The sequence below is a fragment of the Micromonospora sp. NPDC047738 genome (genome assembly GCF_040642675.1).
GTDB lineage: Bacteria > Actinomycetota > Actinomycetes > Mycobacteriales > Micromonosporaceae > Micromonospora.
The window spans coordinates 265796-279863 of sequence record NZ_JBEYSO010000007.1 but is presented as its reverse complement, the minus strand read 5'-3'; the positions used below and the strand labels follow the sequence as shown (position 1 = coordinate 279863).

The window sequence follows — 14068 nt, the reverse complement described above, 5'->3', positions numbered from 1 at the left end:
GGCGGCACGCCGTCGCCCCCAGGGCCGCCGGACAGGGCGGCCAAACCGCACAACCCGGGCGAAGCGCCGCCCTAGGCTGGCCACGTGGGCGATCAGGGGCCGGAGCTTCCGGTACGCGACTGGCTGCCGCGCGCGGCGGCGCTGCTGGTCGGCACGCTCGCCCTGGCCACCGCGTTCATCGCGGCGTACGTCGGAGCGCTGCACAAGCCGACCCCACGCGACGTGCCGGTCGGGGTGGCCCGCAGCGACCAGCGCGCCCAAGCGGTGCTGGCCGCCGTCCGCAGCCGGACCGACACCATCAAACCCGTCCAGTACGACGACCAGGACCGGGCCCTCGACGCGCTGCGGTCCCGCGAGGTCTACGCGGTGCTGCACACCGACCCCGGTGGTGGCCTGACCCTGTCCACCGCCAGCGCCGGCGCGCCCACCGCCACCGACCTGGTCAGCAAGGTGCTCACCCAGGCCGCCGGGCAGGCCAACCTGCCGCTCCAGGTCACCGACGAGGTGCCCGTCTCCGCCGACGACCCGCGTGGGCTGGTGCCGTTCTACCTCGCGGTCGGCCTGGTGCTCGGCGGCTACCTGGCGTCCACCGCCCTGGGTATCTCGCTCGGCACCGCGCCCCGCAGCCTGCGCCGCGCCGGCCTGCGGATCGCCACCCTCGCGGTGCACTCCGTGCTGCTCGGCATCATCGGCGCGGTGCTGGTCGGGCCGGTGATGGGCATCTGGGCCCACCAGGTCCTGGCGGTCTTCCTGGTCGGCGCGCTCACCGTGTTCGCCGCCGGCATGGTCGCCGCGGCGGTGCAGGGGTGGCTGGGACTGCTCGGTACCGGCCTGGTGATCCTACTGCTGGTGGTGCTCGGCAATCCTGGCTCGGGCGGCATCTACGCCCCGGAGTTCCTGCCGACCTTCCTGCGCGGGATGCACCGGTGGAACGTCACCGGGCTGGCCACCGACCTGCTCAAGTCGGCGGTCTACTTCGACTGGCGGGCCGGGCGCTGGCCGCTGGTGGGGCTGGCGCTCTGGGTCCTGCTCGGGATCCTCGGGCTGGTCACCGCGACCATCTTCCGGGCGCACCGGCGCGCCGTCCGCGCCGCGCGGGCCCGCCCGGCCGCACCCGGGAGACCGGCCACCGATGGCTGAGCCCGTCGATCCGTCCCGGAGTGCAGATCATCACCCCGTCCCCCTCCTGACACCGGGGCGCACACGGATACGATCCAGGGAGTCGGACAGCGCTGTCCTTCGTACTCGCGTAAGGAGCGCACCGTGACCGACCAGCACGACCACGACGGGCCCGACGCCGCTCTCCGGGCCGACATCCGCCGCCTCGGCACCCTGCTCGGGCAGACCCTCGCCCGCCAGGAGGGCCGGCCGCTGCTCGACCTGGTCGAGGAGATCCGCGCCCAGGTCCGCTCCGACGCCCCCGCCGCCGCGCAGCGCCTCGCCGGCCTCGACGTCACCACCGGCACGAAGCTGGCCCGCGCCTTCTCCACCTACTTCCACCTGGCCAACATCACCGAGCAGGTGCACCGGGCCCGCGACCTGCGCCGGCGCCGGGCCATGCACGGCGGCTGGCTGGACCAGGCGGCCAAGATGATCGCCGAGCGCGGGGTCCCGGCCGAGGAGATCGCCTCGGTGGCCCGCCGGCTGGCGGTACGCCCGGTCTTCACCGCCCACCCGACCGAGGCGGCCCGCCGGTCGATCCTGTCCAAGCTGCGCGCCATCGCCGACGAGTTGGACGCCGAGACCGCCAACGCCATCCTCTACGGGGCCAGCGACGAGGGCCCGGCCAACCGGCGCCTGGCCGAACTGCTGGACCTGATGTGGCAGACCGACGAGCTGCGGCTGGACCGGCCCGACCCGACCGACGAGGCCCGCAACGCCATCTACTACCTGCGTGATCTGCACGCCGAGGCCGCCCCGCAGGTCCTCGACGACCTCGCCGATACGCTCCGCACCCTGGGCGTGGAGACGTCACCGACCGCCCGCCCGCTGACCTTCGGCACCTGGATCGGCGGCGACCGGGACGGCAACCCCTTCGTCACCCCGACGGTCACCCGCGAGGTGCTGCAGATCCAGCACGAGCACGGCATCGAGGCCACCGAGAAGGCGATGGACGAGCTCATCAGCGAGGTCTCCGTCTCCCGCCGGCTGCGCGCGGTCTCCCTCGACCTCTCCGCCAGCCTCGCCGCTGATCTGGACGCGCTGCCCGAGGTGGCGCCCCGGTTCCGCCGGGTCAACGCCGAGGAGCCCTACCGCCTCAAGGCGCGGTGCGTGAAGGCGAAGCTGACCAACACCCGGGAGCGGCTGCGCAACGGCACCCCGCACGTGCCGGGGCGGGACTACCGCGGGTCCGCCGAGCTGATCGCCGACCTGGAGTTGCTGCGTGCCTCGCTGGCCCGCAACTCCGGGCAGCTCACCGCCGTGGGCCGGCTCGCCTCGACGATCCGTACGGTCTCCGCGTTCGGGCTGCACCTGGCGACCATGGACGTCCGCGAGCACGCCGAGGCGCACCACGCCGTCCTGGCCCAGCTCTACGGGGCGGTCGGCGAGGTGTCCGACTACCCGTCGCTGAGCCGGCTGGAGCGCACCAAGCTGCTCGCCGACGAGCTGACCGGCCGCCGGCCGCTCTCCACCCTGGACACGCCGCTCACCGAGACCGCGCGGAAGACATTCGACGTGTTCGGGGCGATCCGCGAGGCCCAGGACCGGTTCGGCACCGAGGTGATCGAGTCGTACATCATCTCGATGACCCTCGGCGTGGACGACGTGCTCGCCGCGGTGGTGCTGGCCCGCGAGGCCGGCCTGATCGACGTGCACAGCGGCCGGGCCCGGATCGGCTTCGTGCCGCTGCTGGAGACCCCGGGCGAGCTGAACGCCGGCGGCGAACTGCTGGACGAGCTGCTGTCGCTGCCGGCGTACCGGGCGCTCGTCGCGGCCCGGGGCGACGTGCAGGAGGTGATGCTGGGCTACTCCGACTCCAACAAGGAGGCCGGCATCACCACCAGCCAGTGGTCCATCCACCGGGCCCAGCGCGCGCTGCGCGACGTGGCCGCCCGGCACGGCGTACACCTGCGGCTCTTCCACGGCCGGGGCGGCACGGTCGGCCGGGGCGGCGGCCCCACCCACGACGCCATCCTGGCCCAGCCGTACGGCACGCTCGACGGCGCGATCAAGGTGACCGAGCAGGGCGAGGTCATCTCCGACAAGTACACGCTGCCCGCCCTGGCCCGGGAGAACCTGGAGCTGACCGTGGCCGCGGTGCTCCAGGCGACGCTGCTGCACACCGCGCCCCGGCAGCCGGCCGAGATGCTGGAACGCTGGGACGCCACCATGGACGTGGTCTCCGAGGCGGCGTTCCGGTCGTACCGGTCCCTGGTCGAGGACCCGGACCTGCCCGCGTACTTCTGGGCCTCCACCCCGACCGAGCTGCTGGGCCAGTTGAACATCGGCTCCCGGCCGGCGAAGCGGCCGAACACCGGTGCCGGCCTGGCCGGCCTGCGGGCCATCCCGTGGGTGTTCGGCTGGACCCAGACCCGGCAGATCGTCCCCGGCTGGTTCGGCGTCGGGTCCGGGCTGGCCGCCGCGCGCGCCGCCGGCCTGGACGACGTGCTCGCCGAGATGCACCGGAACTGGCACTTCTTCCGCACGTTCCTGTCGAACGTGGAGATGATGCTGACCAAGACCGACCTCACCATCGCCCGCCGCTACGTGGAGACCCTGGTCCCGAAGAAGCTGCACCCGATCTTCGACAAGATCGAGCAGGAGTACGAGCTGACCAAGCAGGAGGTGCTGGCGGTCACCGCCTCGCCGGCCCTGCTGGACAACTCGCCCGTCCTCCAGCGGACCCTGGCGGTGCGGGACACCTACCTGGAGCCGCTGCACCACCTCCAGGTGGCGCTGCTGCGCCAGTACCGGGATTCCGGCGCGGCGGGCCGCGCGGTGGCGACCGCGCCCGGCGGCCGCCGGGCCCCCAACGACGGTACGGCGCTGGAGCGGGCGCTGCTCACCACGGTCAACGGCATCGCCGCCGGCATGCGCAACACCGGCTGACGGCCGGCCCCGCCACTCACCGCCGCGCCAGATCGGCGAGGCGGCGGGACCGGTGCTCGCCGCCGCGCCAGATCGCCGGGGTGGCGGGGCCGGTGCTCGCCGCCGCGCCCGATCGGCGAGATGGTGGCATCCGCGCCGCGTCAACCGCGCCAGATCGGGGAGGTGGCGGGCACCGGCTAGCGGTCCGCGGGGCCTGGCGGGGTCACCAGTCGCCGCCGCCGAAGTCCCCGCCGCCGAAGTCGCCTCCGCCGAAGTCGCCGCCCCCGTAGCCGGGGAAGTCGCCGCCGCCCTGGCCGCCGGCGAACTGGTCGCCGCCGAAGTCGTTGCCGCCCTGGTCGCCGGCGAACTGGTCGCCGTAGTCCTGGCCGTCGCCGACCCCGTCCTGGAAGCCCTCCTGGTAGCCGGCCTCGTAGCCGTAGCCCGGGTCGGCGAAGGCGGGCGAGAAGAGCGCGTCGGCGATCAGCAGGCCGCCGAGCACCCCGGCGCCGGTGCCGAGCGCGGTCTTCCACCAGGGCGTCGAGTACCAGCCGGCGGGCACCCGCCGGCCCTGCCAGTGGCCGCCGGGGTAGTAGTAGGGCGTGCCGCTGCCCGGCTGCGGCCCGGCCCGGTAGGTCTGCCCCTGGACGTTGACCTCGCGCTCCTTGGTGAGCATCCCGGCGCCCCGGGCGGCGGCCAGCGGCGGCAGGTCCGGCCCCGGGTCGATGCCCAGCGCGGTCCGGGCCGCCCGGATGTACGCCAACCCCTCCAGCGCGGTCTCCCGGGCCAGCGCGAACTGGCGCGGCGTACGCGCCTGCTCCAGCTGTGAGCCGGCCGCGTTGTACCGCTCGCCCGCGTCGGCCAGCGCCTGGCGTACCGCCGGGGCGTCGCCGTGCAGGTTCATGAGCTGCCCACCGAGCCGCTCGTACCAGCGCTGCGCCTCGGCCCGCGCGTCGGCCAGCTCGGTGGCCTCGCGGGACCTGCTACCCCACCGCCAGAACACGTAGGCACCCCCGAGCATCAGCAGCAGGACGAACCACAGCCCAACCTTCATGACTCGACGGTACCCACGGGGGTCACGTCGTATCTGTTTGGCAAGCTTCGGAGGGTGACGAGCATCGCAACGCTGGCCGTGGTGATCATCTGTCTCGCCGCGGGCGGCGCGGTGGGCTGGCTGGCCGCCCGGGCCCGCTCGGCGACCCAGATCGCCCGGCTGGAGGCGACCCTCGCCGCCACCCGGGAGGGCGAGGGACGGCTGGAGCAGTCGATGCGGGCGCTCAGCTACGAGGCGACCGCCCAGTCGCAGGAGGCCGTGGCGCGCGCGGTGGCCCCGCTGCACGACACCCTCCGGCGCTACGAGCAGCGGGTCACCGAGCTGGAACGCGACCGGGTCGACGCGTACGCGGAGCTGCGCGAGCAGGTGCGGGCGATGAGCACGGTCTCCGGGGAGCTGCGCACCGAGACCAAGCAGCTCGTCGCGGCGCTGCGCGCCCCGCAGGTCCGCGGCCGGTGGGGCGAGCACCAGCTCCGCCGGATCGTCGAGGCGGCCGGGATGCTGGAGCACTGCGACTTCTCCGAGCAGGTCACCGGTGCCACCGACCATCAGGGGGTACGCCCCGACCTGGTGGTCCGGCTGCACGGCGGCCGGACGGTGGTGGTCGACGCCAAGGCGCCCTTCGACGCGTACCTGACCGCCATGGAGGCGCGCGACGAGCGGGGGCGGGACACCCACCTCGACGCGCACGCCCGGCACCTCCGGGCGCACGTGGACGCGCTGGCCGCCAAGTCCTACTGGGCCGCGTTCGACCCGTCGCCCGAGTTCGTGGTGCTCTTCGTGCCGGCGGACCCGTTCCTCGACGTGGCGTTGCAGCGCGACCCGGCCCTGTTGGAGCACGCGTTCGCCCGCAACGTCGTGCTGGCCACGCCGGCCACCCTGGTGGCGCTGCTGCGCACGGTGGCGTACTCGTGGCGGCAGGAGGCGCTGGCCCGCAACGCGGCCACGGTGCACCTGCTGGCCCGCGAGCTGTACGGGCGGCTGTCCACCCTGGGCGACCATGTCGGCAAGCTGGGTGCGTCGCTGGGCGGGGCGGTGACCGCGTACAACCGGGCGGTGGGCTCGCTGGAGGCACGGGTGCTGGTCAGCGCCCGCAAGCTGGCCGAACTGGGCGTCTCGGACCAGGAGTTGAGCGCTCCGGCTCAGGTCGAGGTGGCACCGCGCCAGCCGCAGGCGCCGGAGCTGCTGTCGAACGGCGTCGAGACACCGTCCACATCGGCGCAACGGCCGACAGATATCGACGATTAGCACGTTCTCGTGGCGATGACGGCCAATCCGCATCACGGACTGGTCACAACCCTCCTCGCGCTAGTGACACCGCACGGCGTACACCGAAGGATCACCGTCACGTGTGCCCTGTTCCCTGAAGGGCCCCTGTTCTCTGGAGGAAGAGAACGTGAGCCAACCCCGCAACCGGAGCCGGCGTACCTCCGCCGCGCTTTTCGCCTCGGTCCTGGCGGCCGGCGCGATGACGGTCGGGGGCGGCGCCGCCACCGCGAGCGCAGCCCCCGCCACCGCCCCTGACACCGCCCAGCCGACCGCTGTTGAGACGCTCGGAGCGCACGACGCCAAGCTGCTCACCGAGGCCGAGGCGAAGCACGCCCCCACCGTCACGCTGATCATCGCCACCAAGAAGGGCTCGGCGAAGAAGGTCACCGACGGCCTCAAGAGCCTCGGTGCCGCGGTCAGCCAGCGCTACGACGAGGTCGGCTACGTGCTGGCCAAGGTGCCGACGTCGAAGGTCCTCAAGGCCGCGACGCTGCCGGGCGTCGCCGCCGTCGACCTCGACGAGACCATCAAGCTCCCCGACCCGACCCCCGAGGCCGCCCCGGCCGGCGCGAAGGTCGCCAAGCAGGGCGAGACCCTGGCCGGTCCGGGTGCGGACACCGGTGCCGTCAACCCGTACATGCCGACCAACGAGACCGGCGCGGAGGCCTTCAAGGCCGCACACCCGACCTGGGACGGCCGCGGCGTCACCATCGGCATCATGGACTCCGGTATCGACCTCGACCAGCCGGCGCTGCAGCAGACCACCACCGGCGAGCGCAAGATCGTCGACTGGGTCACCGCGACCGACCCGCTCGAGGACGCGACCTGGCGGCCGATGATCACGGACGTGACCGGCCCGTCGTTCACCAACTCCCTCGGCACCTGGAAGGCGCCGGCCGGCACGTACAAGTTCAACACCTTCCGCGAGTCCACCACCATCGGCAGCGACCCGGCCGGTGACGTCAACCGCGACAAGGACACCACGGACGTCTGGGGCATCCTCTACAACCCCGTCAACGGCGACATCGTGGTCGATGTCAACCAGAACTTCGACTTCACCGATGACGAGGTGATGCGGCCGTACAAGGAGAAGTTCCAGGTCGGTCACTTCGGCACGGACAACCCGGCCACCGCGGTGCGGGAGCAGATGCCGTTCGTCGTCGAGTACCGCCGCAACGTCGACACCACTCCGGTCGGCGGCCCCGGCCTGGTCGACTACGTCAACATCGGCATCATCGAGAGCACCCACGGCACGCACGTCGCCGGCATCACCGCCGCCAACGGCATGCTCGGCAACAGCGCGTTCAACGGCGCGGCGCCCGGTGCCAAGCTGGTCTCCGCCCGGGCCTGCTCCTGGGGCGGCGGCTGCACCTACGCGGCGCTCACCACCGGCATGGTCGATCTGGTGGTCAACCGCAAGGTCGACGTGATCAACATGTCGATCGGCGGCCTGCCGGCGCTGAACGACGGCGCCAACGCCCGCGCCCAGCTCTACAACACCCTGATCACCACCTACGGTGTCCAGATGTTCATCTCGGCCGGTAACTCCGGCCCGGGCCTGAACACCGTCGGCGACCCGTCGGTGGCCAGCAACGTGGTCAGCGTCGCCGCCAACATCAGCAAGGACACCTGGCTGGCCAACTACGGCTCGGTGGTCCGCAAGGACAACGCACTGTTCAACTTCTCCTCGCGCGGTCCGCGTGAGGACGGCGCGTTCAAGCCGAACATCGCCGCCCCCGGCTCGGCCATCTCGACCGCGCCGACGTGGCAGCCCGGCGTTCCCGTCGCCGAGGCCGGCTACCCACTGCCCCCGGGCTACCAGATGCTGAACGGCACCTCGATGGCCTCCCCGCAGGCCACCGGCGCCGCCGCGCTGCTGCTCTCCGCCGCCAAGGCCACCGGCAAGGCGGTCACCCCGGCCGCGCTGCGCCGGGCCGTCTACACCTCCGCCCAGCCGATCGCCGACGTCCCGACGTACGCGCAGGGCTACGGCATGTTCAACGTGCCGGGCGCGTGGAAGCTGCTGGCCGACGGCGTGGAGACCCGGACCTACACCTCCCAGGCGGCGGTCTGCACCGAGCTGTCGGCGAACCTGACGAAGTACAACGAGAGCCTCGGCATCTTCGAGCCGAACCCGAACGTCGGCGCCGGCATCCACAACCGCTGCGCCGCCGACCGGGGCGGCCAGAAGGTCAAGGAAAGCCGTGACTACGAGGTCAAGCTCACCCGGACCAGCGGCCCGAACCGCACCGTCGCCCACCTCATCGGCTTCCGGGGCAACGACGGCACCTTCTCGGCGCCGGCTGTCGTGCTGCTGCCGCTGAACAAGACCGTCACCGTCAAGGTCAAGGCCAAGCCGATGACCGCCGGCGCGCACGGCGCCATCATGACCGTTGACGACCCGGCCACCCCGGTGGTCGACTTCGAGGTCTCCACCGTCGTGGTCGCCTCGAACACGGTCAGCGCCCCGGCGTACTCGTACACCACCGAGGGCTCGGTGGAGCGCAACAGCTTCACGTCGTACTTCGTGACGGTTCCGCCGGGTGCCGGCGCGCTGCAGGTGAACCTCTCCGGCATCGCCACCGGCTCCCAGACCCGGTTCATCGCCATCAACCCGTACGGCGTGCCGGTGGAGAGCACCGCGAGCACGGCCTGCTACACCAACTTCTCCGACGCCGCCGTCTGCAAGCCGCAGGAGCGGGACTACCAGAACCCGATCCCGGGTGTCTGGGAGATCGAGGTGGAGGCCCGGCGTACCTCGCCGACGCTGGACAACCCGTTCCAGCTCCAGGCGCGGGTGCAGGGCGTCAAGGTCGAGCCGGCCGTCGTCGAGCTGCCGTCGGTCACCGCCGGCACCCCGGCCAACGTGAGCTGGGGCCTGACCAACGCCTTCGGCCCGGTCCAGGTGACCGGCGTCGGCGGCCCGCTCGCCAGCGTGCACGCCGAGCGGCCGACCATCGCCGAGGGGGCGACCCAGGAATACACCGTCGAGGTGCCGGCGGGCGCCACGTCGTTCACCGTTCGGATCGGCAACCCGGCCAACCCGAGCGCCGACCTCGACCTGTTCGTCTTCCGGGGCGCCACCCAGGTCGGCCGTTCGGCCGGCGGCAGCTCGGAGGAGGCGGTCACCATCACGAACCCAGTGGCCGGCACCTACCGGGTGGTCGTCGACGGGTACGCCGTCACCGGGCCGGGCAGCAGCACCGCCTACGACTACCGCGACTCGTTCGCGTCCGCGTCGCTGGGCTCGGTGTCGGCTCCGGCCACCTCGCTAGCCCTGGACAACGGCGCCACCGCCACCCTGACCGGCACGGTGACCGCCCTGGCGGCCCCCGCCGCCGGCCGGGAGCTCTACGGTGACGTGGCCATCACCACCACCGAGGGCGCGGTCGTCGGCCGCGGCTCGGTGTCCGTCGGCGCGGTCAACTGACCTCCCGCTGAACCCGAGGAGCCCCGCCCCCACCAAGGGAGCGGGGCTCCTCCGTTCCTACATCCCTCCCGCCCCGCCCCACCCCGGGTGATCATGAGGCTGGCCGCAGCAAAGCCGACATATCACCTCGCCAACCCCATGATCGACGGCCCGACAAGGCGCCCGGCGGGACCGAACGGTCCGGGGTGGTCAGGCGGGTTTGGCGGTTTCCACGACGAACGGTGTGCCCTGCTGGCAGGTGGTCATCAGGTTGGGCTGGGAATGGCCGGTGACGGCCACCCGGGCACCCGCCTTCAGCACGTCGCGCGGGCCGCCGACCAGCAGGTTGCCGTCGAGCAGCAGGCAGCCTGGCTCCACCCCGGCCTGCAGCGTGCCGGTGAGCGTGGTGGTGGCGCCGCTCGACGGCCCACCCTTCGTGGGAGCTGTCGGGTCGGTCGGGCTGACGCTGGGGTCGGGGCTGGGCGTGCTGGTCACCGGGGCGGCTCCCGTCGGGCCGGGGCTGGCGGGGTCGGCGCCCGGGCTGGCGCACGCGCCCAGGGCGACGCAGGCGAGCAGGGCGACGATCGCCGTCCGAGGAGTGTTCATGGTCGGTTGGACGTACCGGGCCGCCGATCCGTTCCGGCGGATCAGCCGCGGGCGGCCGCGGCGGCCTTCAGGTCCCGCTTGAGCTCCTGCGGCAGCGAGAAGATCAGCCGCTCGTTGGCGGTGGTGACCTCCTCGACGTCGGTGAAGCCCCGCTCGGCCAGGTGCGCGAGCACCTGCTGGACCAGCTCGTCCGGCACGCTGGCGCCGGAGGTGACGCCGACCGTACGGGCGCCGGCGAGCCAGGCGTCGTCGATCTCGTGGGCGAAGTCGACCAGGTGCCCGGCCCGGGCGCCGGCGTCCAGGGCCACCTCGACCAGGCGGACCGAGTTGGAGGAGTTGCGCGAGCCCACCACGATCACCACGTCGCAGTCGGGGGCGATCTCCTTCACCACGTGCTGCCGGTTGGAGGTGGCGTAGCAGATGTCGTCGCTCGGTGGCGACTGGAGCAGCGGCAGCTTCTGCTTGAGCCGGGCGACGGTCTCCAGCGTCTCGTCCACGGAGAGGGTGGTCTGGGAGAGCCAGACGACCTTGCTGGGGTCGCGCACGGTGACCTTGTCAACGCCGTCCGGCCCGTCCACCAGCTGGATGTGCGCGGGAGCCTCACCGGCGGTGCCGACGACCTCCTCGTGCCCCTCGTGGCCGATCAGCAGGATGTCGTAGTCCTCGGCCGCGAACCGCCGCGCCTCCTGGTGCACCTTGGTGACCAGCGGGCAGGTCGCGTCGATCGCCTTGAGCGAGCGCGCCTTCGCCTGCTCGTACACCTCGGGGGCCACGCCGTGCGCGGAGAAGATGACGGTGGCGCCCTCCGGCACCTCCTCGTTCTCCTCCACGAAGATCGCCCCCTGGGCCTCCAGCGTCTGCACGACGTGCTTGTTGTGCACGATCTGCTTGCGGACGTAGATCGGGGCGCCGTAGAGCCGCAGCGCCTCCTCGACGGTCTGCACCGCCCGATCCACGCCCGCGCAGTAGCCGCGGGGCTTGGCCAGGAGCACGCGCTTGCCGGTCCGGGGAGTCGCCTCAGCCTCAGTCACCCAACCATCGTACGTGCCCGATTTTCCCCCGACCGCGACCGCGTGACCCTGGCCCGCCCTCGCCTGAACCGTCGATCATGAGGTTGGCGGCGGCAGCGGAGATCGACTTCGCCGTCAACCTCATGATCGACGCGGGTGGTGTCGGCCCCGGGCCGTAGGGTGGGCGGGTGAGCGAGGTGGGGCGGGGTAGCGAGGCGGGGCGGGGCGGCGCGGAGGCGGGGCGGAGCACGTCCGAGGAGCCGTGGCCGGTCCGGGTGGTCAGCCAGAAGATCGGCGCCTGGATCGCCCGGCTGGGCTGGGTCTGGGTGGACGGGCAGGTCGCGCAGATCAGCCGCCGGCCCGGCGCGACCACCGTCTTCCTCACCCTGCGTGATCCCTCGGCCGACCTCAGCCTGACCGTGACCACCAACCGGGACGTGCTCGACGCGGGTGCGCCGGAGCTGCGCGAGGGCGCCCGGGTGGTGCTGCACGCCAAGCCCGAGTTCTACGCCGCCCGGGGCACGCTCAGCCTGCGCGCCGACGAGATCCGCCAGGTCGGGCTCGGCGAGCTGCTGGCGCGGCTGGAGAAGCTCAAGAAGCTGCTGGCCGCGGAGGGGCTCTTCGACCGGGCCCGCAAGCGCCGGCCGCCGTTCCTGCCCGGCCGGATCGGCCTGATCACCGGCCGCGCCTCGGCCGCCGAGCGGGACGTGCTGACCAACGCCCGGCGGCGCTGGCCGGCGGTGGAGTTCCGCACGGTCAACGTCGCGGTGCAGGGGCCGAGCGCGGTGCCGCAGATCGTCGACGCGCTCAAGGTGCTCGACACGGATCCGAGCATCGACGTGATCGTCATCGCCCGGGGCGGCGGCAGCATCGAGGACCTGCTGCCCTTCTCCGACGAGGCGCTCTGCCGGGCGGTCTTCGCCTGCCGTACCCCGGTGGTCAGCGCAATCGGCCACGAGACGGACGCGCCGCTGCTGGACTACGTCGCCGACGTCCGCGCCTCGACGCCGACGGACGCGGCGAAGCGGATCGTCCCCGACCTCACCGAGGAGGTACGCCTCATCGGCCAGGCCCGGTCCCGGCTGGAACGGGCGGTCCGCAACCTGGTCGACCGGGAGCAGCACCGCCTCGACCTGCTGCGCTCCCGCCCGGTGCTGGCCCGCCCGCAGGTGATGGTTGACCAGCGGGCCGCCGACGTCGCCGCGCTGCGCGACCGGGCCGGGCGCTGCCTGGAGCACCGGCTCGGCGGTGCCGCCGACGACCTGCGCCACACCCTGGCCCGGCTGCGCGCGCTCTCTCCCGCGGCGACCCTCGACCGGGGGTACGCGATCGTCCAGCGCGCCGACGGCCACGTGCTGCGCGCCGCGTCCGAGGTGGCCAAGGGTGACCCACTGCGGGTCCGCCTCGCCGAGGGTGAGCTCACCGCGACCGTGGCCGGCTGAGCGATGTGTTGGGATGGGAGCCGATGACTGACGCGAAGAAGGACGAGCGGCTCAGCTACGAGCAGGCCCGTGCCGAACTGGCCGGCGTGGTGGAGCGGCTGGAGGCCGGCGGCACCTCGCTGGAGGAGTCGCTGGCGCTCTGGGAGCGCGGCGAGCAGCTCGCCGAGACCTGCCAGCGCTGGCTGGACGGGGCGCGGGCCCGCATCGACGCCGCCCGGCAGCGCGCCGAGGAGTGACCTGGGTGGACGACCGACGGGGCGGCCGGGGCCGCCCCGTCGACGTCGTCGTGCTCACTTGAACAGGTTGTAGAACTCCGGCGGCGCCTCGACGACCTGGTCGGCCGGGGGCTTCTGCGCCGCGCTGGCGTTGCCGTAGTCGGTGTAGGCGATCTTGATGTCCTGCGCGGCGCTCTGGCCGGCGGCGGGAATCTGCATGACCAGTTCACTGAGCCGCCCCTGCGGGTCGACCTTGGCGGTGAACGGCACCGACTGTGCCTGCGCCCCGAGCGCGGTGATCACCGCCGGGTCGAGCGAGCCCGCCTCGGCCGCCTTGGACACGTCGACGGTGCCCGCGTACGTGCCCTCGCCGGTCTGGCGGACCTCGGTGATGCCCTGGGTCAGCACGGCGCTGCCGGCCGGGTCGAGTTTGTCGAAATCGAAGCCCAAGGCCCGATTGCCCTTGATCCGGGTCTGGTCGAGGTGCTGGTACTTGCCGAGGTTGAGCTTCTGCACGCCGGGCACACTGCTCGCGGCCTTGCCGCCCAGCTCCAGCTTCACCCAGCTGTCCGGCTTGTAGTGGATCAGGTCCAGCTTCATCATCAGGTCGGACGTCGGGTCACCGATCGTCATCCGCATCTCCGCGCTCTGGCTCGGTTCGTGCACCTGCCCCTCGGCGGTGGAGCCGGCGCCGGACATGCTGAACCGGAAGTTGCCGTCGCGGATCGCGTTCGTGGAGTTGAGCAGGGCCTGCTTGGCGTCGCCCGACGTAGCGCTCGGCGCGACGCTGCCGGAGACGCTCGGGGACGCGGTGGCCCCCGCGGTGCCGGTCCCGTTGTCGTTGCAGGCGGCCAGGGCGGGGCTGAGCAGTGCCGCGGCGAAGGCCGCCGTGCTGAAGCGTCGAATCTTCATGAGAACTCTCCAGGTGGGTCGTCCGGCCCACGGAGGTGCCGGAGGCGGGGCGCCGCTGCCCTGACGCCGGCTGCGGCGCACGAGCCCGTCCGGCCGGCGTCGCGCCCCGGCGGGCTCGTGCCCTC

General features: G+C 72.8%; 10 protein-coding genes. 6 read left to right on the top strand and 4 right to left on the bottom strand.

The features are described from left to right. The first annotated feature begins 84 nt into the window (after positions 1 to 84). Both ABZ783_RS14815 and ppc read left to right on the top strand, forming a co-directional pair. The gene (locus ABZ783_RS14815) at positions 85 to 1140 is read left to right on the top strand and encodes a hypothetical protein (protein ID WP_357437798.1); all 1056 of its coding nucleotides are present in this window, start codon (positions 85 to 87) and stop codon (positions 1138 to 1140) included. 123 nt (positions 1141 to 1263) lie between these two features. Further along, complete coding sequence (gene ppc / locus ABZ783_RS14810; protein ID WP_357437795.1) at positions 1264 to 4050, top strand: phosphoenolpyruvate carboxylase; 2787 nt, start codon at positions 1264 to 1266, stop codon at positions 4048 to 4050. Positions 4051 to 4252: 202 nt separating this feature from the next. Here the strand turns inward: ppc and ABZ783_RS14805 are convergent, their stop codons facing one another. Continuing rightward, a complete protein-coding gene (locus ABZ783_RS14805; protein WP_357437792.1) occupies positions 4253 to 5080 on the bottom strand; it encodes a hypothetical protein in 828 nt (275 codons plus the stop codon). Between the two features lie 54 nt (positions 5081 to 5134). Here ABZ783_RS14805 and ABZ783_RS14800 point away from each other — a divergent pair, with 54 nt between their 5' ends. Both ABZ783_RS14800 and ABZ783_RS14795 read left to right on the top strand, forming a co-directional pair. Beyond that, positions 5135 to 6328: a DNA recombination protein RmuC gene (locus tag ABZ783_RS14800; RefSeq protein ID WP_357437789.1), complete on the top strand. Its 1194-nt coding sequence runs from the start codon at positions 5135 to 5137 to the stop codon at positions 6326 to 6328. 148 nt (positions 6329 to 6476) lie between these two features. Further along, the gene (locus ABZ783_RS14795; protein ID WP_357437787.1) at positions 6477 to 9779 is read left to right on the top strand and encodes a S8 family serine peptidase; all 3303 of its coding nucleotides are present in this window, start codon (positions 6477 to 6479) and stop codon (positions 9777 to 9779) included. Between the two features lie 189 nt (positions 9780 to 9968). Here the strand turns inward: ABZ783_RS14795 and ABZ783_RS14790 are convergent, their stop codons facing one another. After that, positions 9969 to 10364, bottom strand: a complete 396-nt coding sequence (locus ABZ783_RS14790) for a hypothetical protein (protein ID WP_357437784.1) — start codon at positions 10362 to 10364, stop codon at positions 9969 to 9971. A gap of 41 nt (positions 10365 to 10405) precedes the next feature. After that, the gene (locus tag ABZ783_RS14785) at positions 10406 to 11395 is read right to left on the bottom strand and encodes a 4-hydroxy-3-methylbut-2-enyl diphosphate reductase (RefSeq protein WP_357437781.1); all 990 of its coding nucleotides are present in this window, start codon (positions 11393 to 11395) and stop codon (positions 10406 to 10408) included. 167 nt (positions 11396 to 11562) lie between these two features. Here ABZ783_RS14785 and xseA point away from each other — a divergent pair, with 167 nt between their 5' ends. Beyond that, complete coding sequence (gene xseA / locus ABZ783_RS14780; protein ID WP_357437778.1) at positions 11563 to 12816, top strand: exodeoxyribonuclease VII large subunit; 1254 nt, start codon at positions 11563 to 11565, stop codon at positions 12814 to 12816. A 23-nt stretch (positions 12817 to 12839) separates the two neighbouring features. Continuing rightward, complete coding sequence (locus tag ABZ783_RS14775; protein WP_357437775.1) at positions 12840 to 13052, top strand: exodeoxyribonuclease VII small subunit; 213 nt, start codon at positions 12840 to 12842, stop codon at positions 13050 to 13052. 54 nt (positions 13053 to 13106) lie between these two features. Here ABZ783_RS14775 and ABZ783_RS14770 read toward each other — a convergent pair whose 3' ends face one another. Then, complete coding sequence (locus tag ABZ783_RS14770) at positions 13107 to 13943, bottom strand: hypothetical protein (protein ID WP_357437773.1); 837 nt, start codon at positions 13941 to 13943, stop codon at positions 13107 to 13109. Between the last annotated feature and the right edge of the window lie 125 nt (positions 13944 to 14068).